At 68.1% G+C, this 15,277-nt stretch carries 17 protein-coding genes; 4 read left to right on the forward strand and 13 right to left on the reverse strand.

Features of this window, described 5'->3' with window-relative positions:
• Positions 1 to 5 precede the first annotated feature (5 nt).
• Positions 6 to 1,454, forward strand: a complete 1,449-nt coding sequence (locus EV653_RS18435) for an MFS transporter (RefSeq protein WP_134104980.1) — start codon at positions 6 to 8, stop codon at positions 1,452 to 1,454.
• Here the strand turns inward: EV653_RS18435 and EV653_RS18440 are convergent.
• From EV653_RS18440 to EV653_RS18450, 3 genes are all read right to left on the reverse strand, one after another.
• A complete protein-coding gene (locus EV653_RS18440; RefSeq protein WP_134104981.1) occupies positions 1,417 to 2,178 on the reverse strand; it encodes a pentapeptide repeat-containing protein in 762 nt (253 codons plus the stop codon). The genes EV653_RS18435 and EV653_RS18440 overlap by 38 nt on opposite strands.
• Positions 2,162 to 3,283, reverse strand: coding sequence for a peptide chain release factor 2 (gene prfB, locus EV653_RS18445; protein WP_134104982.1), 1,122 nt, complete (start codon positions 3,281 to 3,283; stop codon positions 2,162 to 2,164). Before prfB ends, EV653_RS18440 begins: the two co-directional genes overlap by 17 nt.
• A 182-nt stretch (positions 3,284 to 3,465) precedes the next feature.
• Positions 3,466 to 4,086: a TetR/AcrR family transcriptional regulator gene (locus EV653_RS18450; protein WP_134104983.1), complete on the reverse strand. Its 621-nt coding sequence runs from the start codon at positions 4,084 to 4,086 to the stop codon at positions 3,466 to 3,468.
• Between the two features lie 70 nt (positions 4,087 to 4,156).
• On the opposite strand from EV653_RS18450, the gene EV653_RS18455 reads away from it, so the two are divergent.
• The gene (locus EV653_RS18455; protein WP_134104984.1) at positions 4,157 to 4,957 is read left to right on the forward strand and encodes an SDR family oxidoreductase; all 801 of its coding nucleotides are present in this window, start codon (positions 4,157 to 4,159) and stop codon (positions 4,955 to 4,957) included.
• Between the two features lie 119 nt (positions 4,958 to 5,076).
• On the opposite strand, the gene EV653_RS18460 is transcribed toward EV653_RS18455, so the two are convergent.
• The 10 genes from EV653_RS18460 to EV653_RS18505 form a co-directional block, all read right to left on the reverse strand.
• Positions 5,077 to 5,475 carry a pilus assembly protein TadG-related protein gene (locus EV653_RS18460; RefSeq protein ID WP_134104985.1) on the reverse strand — a complete coding sequence of 133 codons (399 nt, stop codon included), beginning with the start codon at positions 5,473 to 5,475 and terminating at the stop codon, positions 5,077 to 5,079.
• Between the two features lie 29 nt (positions 5,476 to 5,504).
• Positions 5,505 to 5,954 (reverse strand): TadE/TadG family type IV pilus assembly protein, encoded by a 450-nt coding sequence (locus EV653_RS18465; protein WP_134104986.1) that lies wholly within the window; start codon positions 5,952 to 5,954, stop codon positions 5,505 to 5,507.
• Positions 5,951 to 6,337: a TadE family protein gene (locus EV653_RS18470; RefSeq protein ID WP_134104987.1), complete on the reverse strand. Its 387-nt coding sequence runs from the start codon at positions 6,335 to 6,337 to the stop codon at positions 5,951 to 5,953. The genes EV653_RS18465 and EV653_RS18470 overlap by 4 nt, the downstream gene beginning before the upstream one ends.
• Positions 6,337 to 6,534 (reverse strand): hypothetical protein, encoded by a 198-nt coding sequence (locus EV653_RS18475; RefSeq protein ID WP_134104988.1) that lies wholly within the window; start codon positions 6,532 to 6,534, stop codon positions 6,337 to 6,339. Before EV653_RS18475 ends, EV653_RS18470 begins: the two co-directional genes overlap by 1 nt.
• 14 nt (positions 6,535 to 6,548) lie before the next feature.
• On the reverse strand, positions 6,549 to 7,487 hold the full coding sequence (locus tag EV653_RS18480) for a type II secretion system F family protein (RefSeq protein ID WP_134104989.1): 939 nt from the start codon (positions 7,485 to 7,487) through the stop codon (positions 6,549 to 6,551).
• Positions 7,484 to 8,344 carry a type II secretion system F family protein gene (locus tag EV653_RS18485; RefSeq protein ID WP_134104990.1) on the reverse strand — a complete coding sequence of 287 codons (861 nt, stop codon included), beginning with the start codon at positions 8,342 to 8,344 and terminating at the stop codon, positions 7,484 to 7,486. Before EV653_RS18485 ends, EV653_RS18480 begins: the two co-directional genes overlap by 4 nt.
• Positions 8,344 to 9,621, reverse strand: a complete 1,278-nt coding sequence (locus EV653_RS18490) for a CpaF family protein (RefSeq protein ID WP_134104991.1) — start codon at positions 9,619 to 9,621, stop codon at positions 8,344 to 8,346. The genes EV653_RS18485 and EV653_RS18490 overlap by 1 nt, the downstream gene beginning before the upstream one ends.
• Positions 9,622 to 9,956: 335 nt before the next feature.
• Positions 9,957 to 10,700: a GntR family transcriptional regulator gene (locus tag EV653_RS18495; RefSeq protein ID WP_134104992.1), complete on the reverse strand. Its 744-nt coding sequence runs from the start codon at positions 10,698 to 10,700 to the stop codon at positions 9,957 to 9,959.
• A gap of 53 nt (positions 10,701 to 10,753) precedes the next feature.
• Entirely contained in the window at positions 10,754 to 11,776 is a 1,023-nt protein-coding gene (locus EV653_RS18500; protein WP_134104993.1) for a Gfo/Idh/MocA family oxidoreductase, read from the reverse strand.
• Between the two features lie 19 nt (positions 11,777 to 11,795).
• Positions 11,796 to 12,503 carry a helix-turn-helix transcriptional regulator gene (locus tag EV653_RS18505; protein WP_238159884.1) on the reverse strand — a complete coding sequence of 236 codons (708 nt, stop codon included), beginning with the start codon at positions 12,501 to 12,503 and terminating at the stop codon, positions 11,796 to 11,798.
• A 71-nt stretch (positions 12,504 to 12,574) separates the two neighbouring features.
• Between EV653_RS18505 and EV653_RS18510 the strand changes: the two genes are divergently transcribed.
• Positions 12,575 to 14,095: an FAD-dependent oxidoreductase gene (locus EV653_RS18510; RefSeq protein WP_134104995.1), complete on the forward strand. Its 1,521-nt coding sequence runs from the start codon at positions 12,575 to 12,577 to the stop codon at positions 14,093 to 14,095.
• On the forward strand, positions 14,086 to 15,222 hold the full coding sequence (locus EV653_RS18515; RefSeq protein ID WP_134104996.1) for a phytanoyl-CoA dioxygenase family protein: 1,137 nt from the start codon (positions 14,086 to 14,088) through the stop codon (positions 15,220 to 15,222). Before EV653_RS18510 ends, EV653_RS18515 begins: the two co-directional genes overlap by 10 nt.
• Positions 15,223 to 15,277: the final 55 nt, after the last annotated feature.

The raw sequence follows: 15,277 nt of genomic DNA on the forward strand, positions 1-15,277 counted from the left end.
GACGCATGACAGACCAGCTCCAAGCCGCCACCATCGGAGCGCCCGCCCGCCCGCAGGCCGACGCGGCGCCGCTGAGGCCGGTGGCCCTCACGACTCTGATCTTCGGCGCCTTCCTGCCGATGCTCTCCTTCTTCGTTATCAACGTTGCCCTGCCCGCGATCGGCTCGGACCTGCGAGCCACCTCGGGCGAGCTTCAACTGGTGGTCGGCAGCTACGGCATCGCCGTCGCCACCCTCCTCGTGGTCGGCGGCCGCCTCGGCGACAAGTTCGGCCGCAAACGCCTGTTCATGATCGGCCTGGTCGGTTTCACCGTGATGTCGCTGATCTGCGCCGTGGCGCCGACCATCGGCGTACTTCTGGTCGCCCGCGTCGTCCAGGGTGCGGCCGGCGCCGCCGTCACTCCGCAGGTGCTGGCGACGATCACCAGCTTGCTCACCGGCGAACACCGCGCCCGTGCCATGGCCATGTACGGCGTGGCCGGCGGCGCCGCGGCGGCGTTCGGCCAGATTCTCGGCGGTGTACTGGTCGAGGCGAATGTGTTCGATCTCGGTTGGCGGGCCGTGTTCCTCATCAACGTCCCGGTCGGGATCGTCGGCGTGGCTGCAGCGATCCGGCTGATCCCGGAAACCAAGGCCGGCAAGGCACAGCGCGTCGACCTGGTCGGAGCCGCACTGCTCGCGCTGACGCTGGTCCTCCTGCTCCTGCCGCTCACCGAAGGCAGGCCGCTCGGCTGGCCGCTGTGGACCTGGCTCTGCCTGGCCGCGACGATTCCGGCCGTACTAGCGCTCGGCGTACATCAGCACCGCTCCGAGCAGTCGGGACGGTCTCCCCTGATCCCGCCGACCGTGCTGCGGTTGCGGGCGATGCGGATCGGCCTCCTGCTGGCCGTCGCGTTCTTCACGACGTTCGGCGGCTTCATGTTCGTGTTCGCGCTCGCCACCCAGGGCGAGGCGCACATGTCTCCGCTGGAAGGTGGTCTGAGCCTGCTGCCGATGGCGGTGGGGTTCCTGATCACCTCGATCTACGGACCACGTCTGCAGGTGCGGTACGGCGCCGGCCTGATCGTCCGCGGCTGGATCATCCAGGGCATCGGGTACGCCGTACTCGCGGTCGCGGCGCTGACCCTGTGGCCCGACGTGAACCCGCTGAAGCTCGCCCTGCCGATGCTGATCGCAGGATTCGGCTCGGGGCTGGTCATGGTGCCGTTGATGGGGGTGGTGCTCAGCCAGGTCCCGCCGGCGCAGGCAGGCCTCGGTAGCGGCATCCTGCTGACGAGCCAGCAGACCTGTCTGGCTCTTGGCGCAGCCACGGTCGGCACCGCCTACCTGTCGCTGGCCAGTAGGTCCTGGGGCCAGGGTGGCGCGTTGGCTGCGGTAGCTCTGGCCATTACCGCGATCTCGCTACTGATGACGCCGGTCACGCATCAGCTGCGGTCCAGTGGGAAGGGCGCGTAACAGCGTCCGGAAGCCTTGTGGAGTGGTCGCCCCGCGCGGCGTTGACCTGGGTCTGGGTGAGGAACAAGGCACCCGTCAGGTCGGCGCCGCGCAGGTCTGTGTCCCGCAGGTCCGCGCCGATGAGGTCGGCCTGGCGCAGGTCTGCCTCTCGGAGATCGGCACCGATCAAGTAGGCGCCGCGAAGGTTGGCCTTGGCGAGATCGGCGCCGCGGAGGCGGGCTCCGATCAGGTCGGCGCCACGACGCTCCTTCTTCTTGCTCTGCTTGCCACGGACGCGTCGGCTGGTCTTGAGGAGCAGTTCGTTCACGGCAGCGCGTTCGGCGTTCACGTCGACGGTTGTGAGGTCCGGCGTACGGCTGACGTCCTCGATGCGGGCGACCGCGTCGCGCGCGGCCTCGTCGTACTCGAGCACCTGCTCGAGGTACCAGAGCAGCTCGTGCAGTTGGCGGAGGATCGGGAGCGCGGCGAACATCTCCGGCGCGGACTGGCCGCGTTTGGTGATCTCCTGGCCGGCGCCGAAGCAGTCGTACACCGTGCAGCCCTGGAAGCCCTTGCTGCGCAGGTCTTTGTGGATCGTGCAGCGGAAGTCGTCACTAAGATTCGGGCACGGTTCACCCGCGGGCTTGTCCAGCGCGAAGTCCGCCGACCTGGTGAAGGTCAGCGCGATGCAGCAGAGGCCGACGCAGTTCGCGCAGTCGGCCCTGAGATCAGTTCTGCTCGGCAACCGTGTGGCCGGTGCGGCGCCAGCGGATGCCGGCCTCGATGAACTCGTCGATCTCACCGTCGAAGACCCCGGACGTGTTGCCGGACTCGTACTGCGTCCGCAGGTCCTTCACCATCTGGTACGGGTGCAGGACGTACGACCGCATCTGGTCGCCCCACGAGCCGGCCACGTCACCGCGCAGCGCGTCGAGCTGGGCCCGCTCCTCGGCCTTCTTCAGCGCGAGCAGCTTGGCCTTCAGGATGACCATCGCGCTGGCCTTGTTCTGCAGCTGGGACTTCTCGTTCTGGCAGGAAACGACGGTTCCGGTCGGGATGTGCGTGATCCGGACCGCGGAGTCGGTGGTGTTGACGCTCTGACCACCCGGGCCGGACGAGCGGTACACGTCGATCCGCAGCTCTTCTTCCGGTACGTCGATCTCGTCGGTCTGCTCGAGCACCGGGACCACCTCGACCGCGGCGAACGACGTCTGCCGGCGGCCCTGGTTGTCGAACGGTGAGATCCGCACCAGCCGGTGCGTCCCCGACTCGACACTCAGCGTGCCGTACGCGTACGGCGCCTTGACCCCGAACGTGGTCGACTTGAGCCCGGCCTCTTCGGCGTACGACGTGTCGTAGACCTCGGTCGGGTAGCCGTGCCGCTCGGCCCAGCGCAGGTACATCCGCTGCAGCATCTCGGCGAAGTCCGCCGCGTCGACACCGCCCGCGCCGGAACGGATCGTCACCAGCGCCTCGCGCTCGTCGTACTCACCGGACAGCAGCGTGCGGACCTCGAGGGACTGGATCGCCTTGCCCAGCGGGCCGAGATCCTTCTCCGCCTCGGCCAGCGTCTCGGCGTCGTTCTCCTCGCGGCCCAGCTCGATCAGCGCGCCGAGGTCGTCGAGCCGGCTGCGGAGAGCGGTCACCCGCTCGACGTCGGACTGCAGGCTGGAAAGCCGCGACGTCACCTTCTGCGCGTTCGCCTGGTCGTCCCAGAGGTCGGGCGCAGCGACCTGCTCGCCGAGCTCCTCGATCTCCTTGCGCAGTGCGGGGAGATCAAGCACTTTCTCGATCGAGGTCATCGTCACGTCGAGCTGCTTCAGCTCCGCGTCAAAATCCAGTCCAGCCACAACGAAACAGCGTACCTTAGAGGGCGTCTGGGGGCTCTGCGCCGTCGCGAGCAGGTGCTCGGCGGAGTGCCTCGGCGTGCTGGAGCGGAGGGGTCGATGCGGTGTTCATCGTTCCCTTCGCTCCAGCACGGCGAGGTGCCCGCCGAGTGCCGCGCAGTAGGCGCAGAGCCCCCAGACGCCCTCTAGCCGAGTCCTCGACGAAGAACGGCGAAAACCTGGGCAACCGCCTGCTCGAGCTCGGTTTGGGTGGTGGTCAGCTCTTGCGGTGACGCCTGGTCGGGCAGGAGGCGCATCAACTGTTCCTCCAGGACCTTCTGCGCGGCGGCGTACTGCGCTGCGATCAGCCGGTTGCGCAGGTGATCGGGCGCGCGTTCGTCGAGCGCCGCGGTGAGCGTGGTCTCCAGCTCGGCGGCCTGCAACCGGCGACGGGCCTCCAGCGCCGGGCTGTTCTCGATCGTGCGGACGAACTGCTTCCAAGTCGCCAGATGCCCGACCTCGAACCGATCTCGTGTCCCAGCCAGGTAATGCGCCTCGAGCACATCGATCGGATCCGCCTCTGCCGGCGCCTCCCGGATCGCCCGCGCCGGTCCCAACCACCACCCCGACTCGTCGAAGAACAGATCCTCCTTCGCCGGGAAGTGGTTGAAGACGGTCTGTACGGCGACATCGGCCGCGCGCGCCACCTCCGCAACGGTGACGGCGTCGAACCCACGCTCGAGGAACAACCGCGTGGCCACGTCCGATATGGCGTGCCGCGTCTGCTGCTTCTTGCGTTCCCGCCGCCCCAGCTCCATGGCCTCCATTGGACCGAGCCTAGGGCATCTGCTTTACTGATTCCAATCATGTAGTCACTACATCTTTGGAGCACATCCAATGACAATTCTTGTCACCGGCGGCCGCGGCGCGATCGCCCGCGCCGTCACCGCCGGACTGATCGCGGCCGGACGAGACGTCCGCGTCGCCAGCCGAGAGCCCTCCGCTCTCCCGTCGGCCGTCGGCTACGACCCCGCCGACCCAGCGCCCGCGCTCCGCGACATCAGCCAGGTCTTCCTGTACTCCGACCCGCGGACCGCACCCGCGTTCGCGGCAGCAGCCGAGGCCGCCGGCGTGAAGCACGTCGTACTGCTCTCGTCGCTCTCTTCCCTGGGCGGTCCCGAGGACCCGCACGCGAAGACCGAGCAGGTGATCGCCGAGGGGTCGTATGCGACGACCCGGCTGCAGCCCGGTGCGTTCATGAGCAATGCGAGGTACTGGGCGCATCAGGTTCGCGCGACCGGTCAGATCCGGCTGCCGTACCTCGACGCCGAGGAGGCGCCGATCCACGAGCAGGACATCGCCGACGCGGCGCTCCGCATCCTCCTCGACGGCCCCGGCAACGGACACGACGGTCGCGGCTATCCGCTCACCGGCCCGGAGTCGATGACCCGTCGTCACCAGATCGGCCTCATCACGACGACCACCGGCGTACCGATCGAGGCCGTCGACCTGCCGCCCGACGAGGCGCGTGCCGAGCTGCCCATGCGCGACGAGGGCCAACGCGAAACCCTGCTGGCCTACTGGAAGTCCTGCGTCGGCTCGCCCCAGCGCATCGAGCCCGGCGTCGAACTCCTCACCGGCCACACCGGCCGCACCTTCCAGACCTGGCTGACCGACAACCCAGGCCTGTTCAGCTGACCTGCGGGGGGACGGGCAGCGGGGACGGGCAGCGCGGAGACGGGCAGCGCGGAGACGGGCAGCGCGGGGACGGGCAGCGCGAAGCGGCGGAGGCCGGGCGGATGAGGTTTGGGGCGGGGTCAGCGGATGGGGACTATGGCGGCTGACTCGGCGGACAGGTCGGTTGAGGTGGGGAAGCCTGGTGGGTGGAAGGGGAGGTTCGCGGTCGAGGTGAGGTGGACGGTGACCGTCGTGCCTTCGACGTCAACGGACCAGCCGAGGCTGTCGAATCTGTTGCTAGCGGCAACTTCGTTGAGGTAGTCGGCGGTGAGGCGGGCGGCCTGGTCGGGGTCGATCGACGCGTTGCCGCCCGCGCCGGGCTGGGCATAGACCGCGGCCAGGCCGTTGGCGGCCGCGAGGACGGCGCCGTCGGCGGTCGCATCGAGATCGCGGCGGACCAGGAAGGCCTTCGAGATATCGGTCACCACCACGATCATCAACAGGATGACCACGGTGAACCCGATGATCAGGACGGTCATCTGCCCGTCCTCACCTCGCCTCCGCCGGCTCATCCGCTGCCCTTGGCTTCGCGGTAGTCGCCGAACGCCTCGGTGTGCGAGGCGCTGATCCGGATCGCCGGCGGCTCGCCGCCCAGCGCGTCCGGGATCAACGGCAGGCGTACTTCGGTGTTGAGCGTGACAGTCACCGTCGACCCGGGCTGCAGACAAGCCGGGCTACAACTGATCGTGAGCTCGTCCGTGCTGAGCTCCATCCCCTGGTCCTTCATCGCCAGCTTCGCCGCCTCGAACGCCCGCGACCGCGCCTCGTCCTCGGACACACCGTCCGGCACGATGACGAACGCGCGGCCGGCGGCGCGGGTCGCGGCGGTCGCGCCGTACGAGGCTCGCTGTACGTCGAAGACGCCGAGCATGAAGTACACCAACGGGACCATCAGCAGGATCGCCAGCCAGGAGAACTCGACGATCGCGCTCCCGCGCTCGTCCCGCCGGCGCCTCATTCGCCGGTCTCCTTCACCGCATGCCCTTGGACGCTGAATGAGATGCCCGGTCCCCACAGGCCGAGCGGCGGCATGTGGGCGTTGACGGTGACCTCGACGCCGGGCTGCCCGTCGATGTCGGTCGCCTGAGCCGATACCGAGTCGATCAACTGGTCCCGCACCACGCCGCTGATCAGCTCGCGGGTGCGTGCCTCACCGTCGGCCGGCTCCCGGTTGAGCACGGCCGCGTAGTGCGCGCCCTCGGAGGCAGCGGCGGTCACCGTGTTGCGCACGTACAGGAACAGACCGACCTGCAGGATCCCGAGGAACAACGGCACCACGAGCGTCGAGACCAGGACGAAGTCGACAACCGCCGCGCCCCGCTCGCCACGGGCTCTGCGCATTACTTGTTGGAGACCGACGACAGGGCGTCCTTGAGCATGGTGGCGAGCTGGTCGCCGGCCACTCGCCAGATCACGACGACCAGGCCGGCCGTCATCACGGTGATCAGCACCCAGCCGGGGACGTCGCCGCGCTCTGTCCGCGCGGGGCGTGGCTTCAGCAGCAACGCCACGAACAGTCTCGTCAGGTGTAGGGACATGACCTCTCCTCGATTCATCCGGCGATCAGCCGGATTCCGACAGCGCCCGGGTAGAAGGCGAAGGCGATGGTCACCGGGAGGACCAGGAAGATCACCGGCACCATCATGGCTACTTCACGGCGCGCGCCCGACTCGATCAGCTCGCGGCGCCCCGCTTCCCGGATGTCGGCGGCCTGTGCGCGCAGTACGTCGGCCAGCGGGGTGCCGCGCTCGAGCGCCACCGCCAGCCCGTCCGCGAAGCGCGACAGCGCCAGCAATCCGGTGCGGTCCGCGAGCGCATCGAGCGCGCGGACCAGTGACTCCCCCGCCCTGGTCTCCGCCAGGACCCGTTCCAGCTCGTCGGCCAGGTCGCCCCGGCATGATCGCGTCACCCGGTCGAGCGCCGCGGCCGGTCCCTCGCCGGCAGCGACCGACAACGCCAGCAGCTCGGCCACAGTCGGCAATTCAGCAAGCAGCCGGCGCTCGCGGCGTCGTACCTGTGAGGTCAGATAGGTGTCGCGGCCGAGCACTCCGAGGACACCGAGAACCAGGCAGAACACCATCAGGGCGACCGGATCCCCGGTGTCGAACGCCGCCGCGATGATCGAGATCACCAGGCCGGCGCCGAAGGCCAGCGCTCCCCACAGCAACTGCTCGATCCGGAACTCCTCCACGGTCCGCTGGATCCCGGCTCGCTGCAGCCGCCGCCGGACCGTGTTCGCCCCGCCGAGGATCCGCTCCAGCCGCGCAGCGGCCGACCGCAGCGACGGCCCGAACAACCGCAGGATCGCGTAGAACGGCGATCGCGAATCCACGACGCCGACGAAGACATCCGGCGCCCCGAGATCCCGCAGGTACGGCGAGATCCGCTCGTCCACCGTGGGTCTGCGCAAGAACGGCAACCGCAGTACGACGACGAGCAACCCGGCGCCGAGCAGTGCACCGAGGAAACCGCCAACCAGCATCGGGCTCATCGCAGCACCCGCTCGGGCTCGGGCAGGCGACCGATCCGCAGCATCAACCGGTACGCGAGCACGCAGATGACTGCACCGCCAGCGATGATCAGCGCACCGACGGGCGAGTTGTACCGCTGGATCACATCGCCCTGGAACGACAGCATCGCCAGCACCAGCCAGGGCGCGGCGACCGCGACCCGGGCGCCGTTGACCGACCACGACTGCCGCGACTCGAGCTCGGAGCGTGTCCGGGCGTCCTCACGCAGGAACGTCGACAGCGATCGCAGCAGCCGCCCGAGATCACCGCCGCCGACCTCGCGCGCGATCCGCAGCGCCTCGACCACCCGGTCACCGACCGGGTCGGCCAATCGCGCCTTCAAGCGGTCGAGCGATTCCGCGAACCGGCCCGTCGACGCATAGTCCGCACCGAACCGCCGGAACGGCTCTCGCAGCGGTAATGGACCACGCTCGCCCACCTGAGCCAGCGCCTCCGACAACGACAACCCGGCACGAACAGCCGACGCGACGTTGTCCACCACATCCGGCCACAACTCGCGGAACTCGGCCAGCCTCCGACGAGCCCTGGACCGCACCAGGGCGATCGGCAACCAACCCGCCATCAGCCCGAACACCGCACCGACCGGCAACGCCCTGGAGACGAGGAACATCAGCACGAACCCGGCCAGCCCGGTGATCACACAAGCGCCGATGAAGGCACCAGGCGTCAGGCCCTCGATCCCTGCGCTGGCAAGCAGTTCACGAGTCCTGCGACGCAGCCGCCCGTCCGTGCCGGCCACCGCCTCCGACGGCGAAACGAACGCCGCGATGATCAGCAGCAGGCCGACCCCGAAGAAGAGCCCGATCAGAAGTCCCATCAGCCCACGCCCCGCGGCAACTCGGTCAGCAGTCCGGCCACGTTGTAGCCGGCCTGCTGGAAGCGCTCCGGATGCGGCAGATGTCCCTCGGCCCGGCGCAGATACCCGTCGTACGTCACGAACAGCGACTCCGTCTCGATCGCCTGCTCCTCGACCCGCCCGGTGACCGCGACGATCTCCCGCACCCGCCGATGCCCGTCCGCCGCAATCCCCAGGTGTACGACGATGTCGACGCACCCCGCCACCGTCGGCAGCACGAACCGGGAACCGATGTTCTCACCGGCCAGCAGCGGCAGTGTGCACATCTTCGTGAGCGCTTCACGGGCCGAGTTCGCATGGATCGTGCACATGCCGGGCAGGCCGCTGTTCAGCGCGAGGAGCAGGTCGAGACACTCCTCGCCGCGCACCTCGCCGACGATCACCCGGGACGGCCGCATCCGCAGAGACTCCTTCACCAGGTCGCGCAACCGCACCTCGCCGGTGCCCTCGAGGCCAGCCTGACGGGTCTGCATCGACACCCAGTCGGGGATCGGCAGCTTGATCTCGAAGACCTCCTCGCAGCTGATCACCCGCTCGCTACCGGGGATGGAACCGGCCAATGCGTTCAGCATCGTGGTCTTGCCGGCCTGCGTGCCACCGGAGACCAGCACATTGAGGCCGACGGCAACAGATGCCTCGAGCACCGCAGCTGCGTGCGGCGTCAACGAACCCAGCTGGACCAAGTCGGTCAGCCGGGTCGCGCGGACGGTGAACTTGCGGATATTTATCGCCGCATACCGCTGGGTGATGCCGCCGAGGACGATGTGCACCCGGCTCCCGTCCGGCAGCCGGGCGTCGGTGAACGGCTGTGACACGTCGATCCGGCGGCCGGTGGTCTTGAGCATCCGCTCGACCAGATCGCTGACCTCCTCCTCGGTCAGCACGGTCGTGGTCAGCTCGTGCCGGCCTTCGCGGGCGATGAACACGCGGCTCGGCTCGTTGATCCAGATCTCTTCGACGGTCGGGTCGTCCAGGTAGCGCTGCAGCGGCCCGAAGCCGGCGACCCGGTCGTGGACCTCGCGGCTGACCGCCTCCACGTCGCCGATCGGCGGAACGACCCCGGTCAGACTGCGCTCGTCGTACTCCTTGACGACGAGGGCGACGATCGCGTTCACCGCGGCGGGGTCGCGGAGCGGGTCGATGCCTTCGCGGCGCACGACGTCGCGCACCTGGGCGTCGATCAGCTCGATGGCACCGTCCCAGCCGGATCGGTGCGCGTCGAGTCTGTCCGCTGTCATCGATCTCCCCGTGAGTGTCCCGTCTGGCGACCACGCGGTCACCATGCGCGACCATCCTTTCAATTCCAGAGCTGCCGGCGCCACTCGCACAGGCGGCCCTGTGGATAACCGTGACACGCTGAGGGCTCACTCACCGTATCCATCGGCTCACCACCGGTCCAGAAAATTGCAGCTTGTTGCAATCCATCCGACTGGTAACAGGACGCCGACTCGGGGTGCTCGGCGTCCAGGCGGCCACTTCCGAGCTGGTTGCCCGAGGCATCCGTCGCGGAAAGGTCCTGCGCCACCGCCGGACCGCACTAGCCGGCCGGTACGGCGAGCGCGCCGCAGGTCTCTTAGCGGTGGACCAGCGTGTGTTCGAAGGAGTACCGGCTCGCGCGGTACAGGTGGGAGCCGTACTCGACCGGCTGGCCGTGGTCGTCGTACGTGATGCGGGTGGTCGCGAGGAGCGGTGAACCAGGCTCCTCTGACAGCAGCCGTGCGTGCTCTGGCGTTGCTGGGATGGCAGAGATCGTCTGGTGCGCCACCTTCAGGCGGACCCCCTCGGCTCGCAGCAGTTGGTAGAGGCCGCGCTCGGCCAGCGTGGTCGGGTCGGTCTCCAAGAGCTCCGGCGGCAGCCAGTTGCGCATGAGGGCCAGCGGTTCGCCATCGGCACGGCGCAGTCGCTCCAGCCGCAGTACGCGTTCACCCTGCTCGCACTGCAGAGCAGTGGCCACTTCCGCGCTCGCAGGCGAGATACCGAAGCGCAGGATCTCGGTTTCAGGCTTCCGGTGCGCGGCGGCGAGGTCGTCGTACAGGCTGGTCAGCTCGAGCGATCGGCGTACCTGACCGGAGTTGCCGACGACCTGCGTGCCGACGCCGCGTTTGCGGACGAGCAGGCCCTGGTCGACCAGGCGGGCGATCGCCTGACGCACTGTCGGCCGGCTGAGGCCGTACGCCTCGGCCAGGTCCACCTCGTTGCTCAGCCGGGAGCCGACCGGCAATTCACCGCCCTGGATGGCCGCTTCGAGCTGCTGCGCCAGTTGAACGTGCAATGGCGTACGGCTGTTCCGATCGACCTGCACCTGGACGGTACTCATGGGCACATCTTGAATGCTGGGCCCGCTTCCGTCGACCCACCACCCGGATTTGATCAGATCCGCACCGGGCGGTGCTCCTCGTACGACGTCATCGCCGCGAGGGCGACCTGCAAGGCGTTCCGCGCGTCCTGGCCGGTCACCGGCGGTACGCCGTTCGTCCGCACCACATCCGCGAAGTCAGCAAGCTCCTGCACGTACGCGTCGTGGAACATCTCCTCGTCACTACGCAACGTCTGCTGATGCACTCCGGTCGCGGTGTAGTGCGTCAGCGCGCTACTGGCGAGCTGACCGGCTACGACCATGCCTTCACTGCCGAACACCTCGCCGCGCACGTCGTACCCGTAGTACGACGAGAAGTTCGCCTCGGCCGTCGCGATCACACCGTTGTCGAACGTGATCACGACGACCGCCGTGTCGAGCAGTCCGGACTCCTTGTACGCCGGTTCCACCAGGGCGTCCGCTGTCGTGTAGACCTCGACCGGCCGCGCACCGGGATTCAGCCAGAGCAGCGTGTCGAAGTCGTGAATCAGCGTCTCGCGGAAGATCGTCCACTGCGGAATGCGGTCGGCGTACCGCAGACCGCCGGGACCGCCGGGGTCGCGGGTGATCGAGCGCATCAGCCGCGGCGTCCCGATACCGCCGTCCTCGATCGTCCGGCGCGCCGCCGCGAAGTCCTTGGCGAACCGCCGGTTGAAGCCGACCTGGAACGGGACACCCGCGCGATCGGTCGCAGCCATCGCCTGGTCCAGCTCAGCCAGCGTCAGCGAAGCCGGCTTCTCACACCAGACCGCCTTGCCGGCCTCAGCCGCGCGGGTGATCAACTCGGAGTGCGCGATCGCGAGCGAGGTGATCACCACGCCGTCGAGTTCCGGATCCTTGAGCAACTCGTCGACGGTCACCGAAGCGGCGTCGTACCGGGCTGCGAGTTTCTGGGCAGCCTCCGGCCTGGTGTCAGCGACCGCCACCAGCTCGGCGCCGGGCACGTGCCGGGCGATGTTGCCGGCATGCATCGTGCCGATCCGGCCGGCCCCGATCAGTCCCAGCCGCACCACCGGCAGCCCGTGATCTGTGCGCATAGCTAAACCCTAGAACGCTTCAGACCCGGCTGGTACGGCGATACTCCGACGGCGACTGCCCTGTCTGCGTACTGAACACTCTGCTGAGGTAGAACGCGCTGCGGTAACCGGTGTGCTCGGCAATGACCTGGAGCGTCTGATCGGTCTCGGCCAGCAGCTCACGTGCCTTCTGCAGGCGCAGGTCACGCAGGTAGGCGACCGGTGTGGTGCCGCGGACCGCGCGGAAGCGCCGAGAGAGCTGCGACGGACTGATGCCGAGGATGGCTGCCAGCTCGGTCAACGACACGTCCGGTGAGACGTACTGCTCGTTGAGGTACGTCAGCGCGCTGTCGACCAATGGGTCTTTCGGTGGGCTGGTGCGGCTGAGCATGAGGACAAGGTCGGTGACGACATGGGTGGCGATCGCCGTGGTGGCGTTCTCGAGCAGCGTGAGGTTGCCGCGGAGGCGGTCGAGGTCGCGGACCCGGGTGCGGCCGGTTGGCGGCTCCAACTCGGTGGTGAAGCGAGCGTGGAAGAACGAGGTTCGCGAGCGCATGCGGCGGTGGAGGATGCCGCCGGGTGGACAGACGACCACATCGCCGAACTTGGCGATCCCGTGCGCGTCGCCAACCTGGTAGTCGAAGGAGCCGGTGGCCGGAAGCAGGACGCACCAGGTGTCGTAGGTATCGAAGGGCAGAGCGAACTGCGGCCGAGGCGGCGCGAGGAGATAGCCGTCCAACTCGAGCATGGCAAGAAAGTACATGGACATGCTCAGAACCGCTATTTCTCACGGACTCTACCTGTTGCAGAGTGCATGACATGGTGGATGTCTGCGTTTACGGAGGAACGGCCGCGGGCTGTGTGGCGGCGATGACGGCGTACCAGGAAGGCGCGTCGGTGCTGCTGATCGAGCCGAGTCGCTGGCTCGGCGGCATGCTCGGTGCGGGGATCAAGCCGGCGCAGGACTGTCCGGTCCCGGCTGCCGCGGGCGGGCTGACCCGGGACGTGGTGTTCGGCTTCGGCAATCACCCGCACAACGTGATGCGCGCCTTTCACGAGTGGATCGCCGCGGCCGGCATCGAGGTGATCTTCGAACGCCGCGTACGGTCGGTCGCACGCGCGGGCAACCGGATCACCACCATCAAGCTCGAGACGTCGCCGCCGGACCGATGGGGCGTCCCGGCCGCCGCCTCTCTCCCCGACCGCGAGGTCCAGGCGGAGTTCTTCATCGACGCGTCGTACGAGGGCGACCTGATGGCCCTCGCCGGTGTCCCTTACCGAACCGGGCGCGAGTCCCAGGACGTCTTCGGCGAGGAGATCGCAGGCGTCCGCCCGGTCACCAACTGGACCCCGATCGACCCGTACGTCGTTCCTGGCGACAGCACGAGCGGACTGCTACCGCTGGTCGAGGAGGATCACGGCCGGGCGATCGGTGCGGCCGATGACTACACGCAGGCCTACAACTACCGCTTCTACGTCACCACAGACCCTGCCAAGCGTGTGGAGCTCACCCCGCCCGACAACTATTCACCGGCCGACTACAAGCTAGTGCGGCGTTATCTCAAGCACGCCGACGACCTGTCCGGCATCTTCCCCGGCTGGATCAATTCAGGCGAGTACAACTACCAGCGTGGCTCTCTGATAACCAATGCTCCGCTCGGACTCAGTCGCGAGTATCAAGACGGCAGTTGGGACGTCCGCTCGCGCATCTGGAGGCAGCACCTCGATTACCTCCGTGGACTCCACCACTTCCTGTCGACGGACGAGTCTGTGCCCGCAGCGTTCCGTGCGGAGACAGCGGCGTACGGACTGGACGGGAGCGTCTTCCCGGAGACAGACGGCTGGCCGCCGCAGCTGTACATCCGGGTCTGCAGACGCCTCGAAGGCCAGTACACGATCACCCACGCCGACGTGATCAACCAGACTGAACCACCGGACAGCATCGGCCTCGCTTTGTTCGGTGTAGACGTCTATCCGGTCCGGCGCATCGCCAGCCGCAACGCATCCGGCCAACTGGGCGTGGCCACCGAGGGCGACATGTTCATCGGCGGCCACCTGGGCACCGGTCGGCCGTACCCGGTCCCCTACCGAGCCATCACTCCGCAGCAGACCGGGAATCTCTTGGTGCCGGTCTGCCTGTCCGCCTCCCACATCGGGTACGCCGCGACGCGGATGGAACCTGTGTTCTGCGTCCTCGCCGAGTCGGCCGCGGTCGCGGCTGTGCAGTCGCTCCGCGCGCAGACCGACGTACAAGATGTAGATGTGGAGAAGCTACAGGCCAGGCTGATCGAACGTGGACAGGTACTCAGCTGGTCAAGCAATCTAGAACCATGTGGCTGAACCCCGCCGACGTCCGGCTCGACGACCTGCTGACCGTGCTGAAGGACCAGACCGATCCGGCCGACTACCCGCACGCCGGTGTCGTCGAGCAGCAGGTCCCGGTGTACGACGCCGCGCGGGTCCGGGCCGCGGATACGCGCGAAGTACAGACCGAGTTCGTCCGGGCGTTCGCCGACGGGCCGGGGATCGTCGTCCTGAAAGGGGCCTTCAGCAACGACGTGGTCGACCCCACGACCGCTGAGTTCAGCCGGATGATCGACGAGCAGCACCGGTCCGGCGTCGCGGCCGGCGATCACTTCGCGAAGCCGGGTGCGAACGACCGGGTCTGGAACGCGCTCGAGAAGCTCGCGGTGGGTGCGCCTGAGGTGTTCACAGCGTACTACGCGAACGATCTGCTCGGGCTGGTGTCGGCTGCTTGGCTCGGACCGGCGTACCAGGTCACCTCGCAGGTGAACGTGGTGAACCCCGGCGGCGAGGGGCAGACGGTGCACCGTGACTACCACCTGGGATTCCAGTCGGACGAGGTCGCAGCGCAGTACCCGGAGCATGTGCATCGCCTGTCGTCCGTGCTGACTTTGCAGGGCGCGGTCGCGCACTGTGACATGCCGCTCGAGTCTGGGCCGACGTTGTATCTGCCGCATTCGCAGAAGTACGGGCTGGGCTACCTCGCGTACCGGCGGCCCGAGTTCCAGGCACATTTCGTCGAGAACCATGTGCAACTGCCGCTGGAGAAGGGCGACGCAGTCTTCTTCAACCCGGCGCTGTTCCACGCCGCCGGAAGCAACCGTTCGGCCGGCATCAAGCGGATGGCGAACCTCCTGCAGATCTCGTCCGCGTTCGGCCGGGCAATGGAGAGCATCGACCGGGCCCGGATGATAGAAGCGGTCTATCCCGCCCTGCTCGCCCAGACCGCTCCGGCAGCGATCGAGAACGTGATCGCGGCAACGGCCGAGGGCTACGCGTTCCCGACCAATCTCGATCGCGACCAGCCGATCGGGGGCCTCGCGCCTCAGTCCCAAGCCGACGTACTGCGCTCCGCGGTCACGCAGCGTTGGCACCCCGACCGGTTGCACCAGGCACTTGTCGAGCACGCCGGCCGGCGGGAGACCGACGACAGAAACGCGTGAACGTTGGGTGAACCACGTCCGGATCACGGGCAGCCGCTGTCGGACCGGAGTGATC

It is taken from the genome of Kribbella pratensis (assembly GCF_004365355.1).
Taxonomy (GTDB): domain Bacteria; phylum Actinomycetota; class Actinomycetes; order Propionibacteriales; family Kribbellaceae; genus Kribbella.

What these genes read in the sequence shown, in the direction of transcription:
- EV653_RS18435 (WP_134104980.1), top strand. Translation starts at nt 6, where the DNA reads ATGACAGACCAGCTCCAAGCCGCCACCATCGGAGCGCCCGCCCGCCCG.
- EV653_RS18475 (WP_134104988.1), bottom strand. Translation starts at nt 6,534, where the DNA reads ATGTCCCTACACCTGACGAGACTGTTCGTGGCGTTGCTGCTGAAGCCA.
- EV653_RS18505 (WP_238159884.1), bottom strand. Translation starts at nt 12,503, where the DNA reads ATGCTCGAGTTGGACGGCTATCTCCTCGCGCCGCCTCGGCCGCAGTTC.
- EV653_RS18480 (WP_134104989.1), bottom strand. Translation starts at nt 7,487, where the DNA reads ATGAGCCCGATGCTGGTTGGCGGTTTCCTCGGTGCACTGCTCGGCGCC.
- EV653_RS18510 (WP_134104995.1), top strand. Translation starts at nt 12,575, where the DNA reads ATGGTGGATGTCTGCGTTTACGGAGGAACGGCCGCGGGCTGTGTGGCG.
- EV653_RS18490 (WP_134104991.1), bottom strand. Translation starts at nt 9,621, where the DNA reads ATGACAGCGGACAGACTCGACGCGCACCGATCCGGCTGGGACGGTGCC.
- EV653_RS18465 (WP_134104986.1), bottom strand. Translation starts at nt 5,954, where the DNA reads ATGAGGCGCCGGCGGGACGAGCGCGGGAGCGCGATCGTCGAGTTCTCC.
- EV653_RS18485 (WP_134104990.1), bottom strand. Translation starts at nt 8,344, where the DNA reads ATGGGACTTCTGATCGGGCTCTTCTTCGGGGTCGGCCTGCTGCTGATC.
- EV653_RS18460 (WP_134104985.1), bottom strand. Translation starts at nt 5,475, where the DNA reads ATGACCGTCCTGATCATCGGGTTCACCGTGGTCATCCTGTTGATGATC.
- EV653_RS18450 (WP_134104983.1), bottom strand. Translation starts at nt 4,086, where the DNA reads ATGGAGGCCATGGAGCTGGGGCGGCGGGAACGCAAGAAGCAGCAGACG.
- EV653_RS18500 (WP_134104993.1), bottom strand. Translation starts at nt 11,776, where the DNA reads ATGCGCACAGATCACGGGCTGCCGGTGGTGCGGCTGGGACTGATCGGG.
- EV653_RS18455 (WP_134104984.1), top strand. Translation starts at nt 4,157, where the DNA reads ATGACAATTCTTGTCACCGGCGGCCGCGGCGCGATCGCCCGCGCCGTC.
- EV653_RS18470 (WP_134104987.1), bottom strand. Translation starts at nt 6,337, where the DNA reads ATGCGCAGAGCCCGTGGCGAGCGGGGCGCGGCGGTTGTCGACTTCGTC.
- EV653_RS18495 (WP_134104992.1), bottom strand. Translation starts at nt 10,700, where the DNA reads ATGAGTACCGTCCAGGTGCAGGTCGATCGGAACAGCCGTACGCCATTG.
- EV653_RS18515 (WP_134104996.1), top strand. Translation starts at nt 14,086, where the DNA reads ATGTGGCTGAACCCCGCCGACGTCCGGCTCGACGACCTGCTGACCGTG.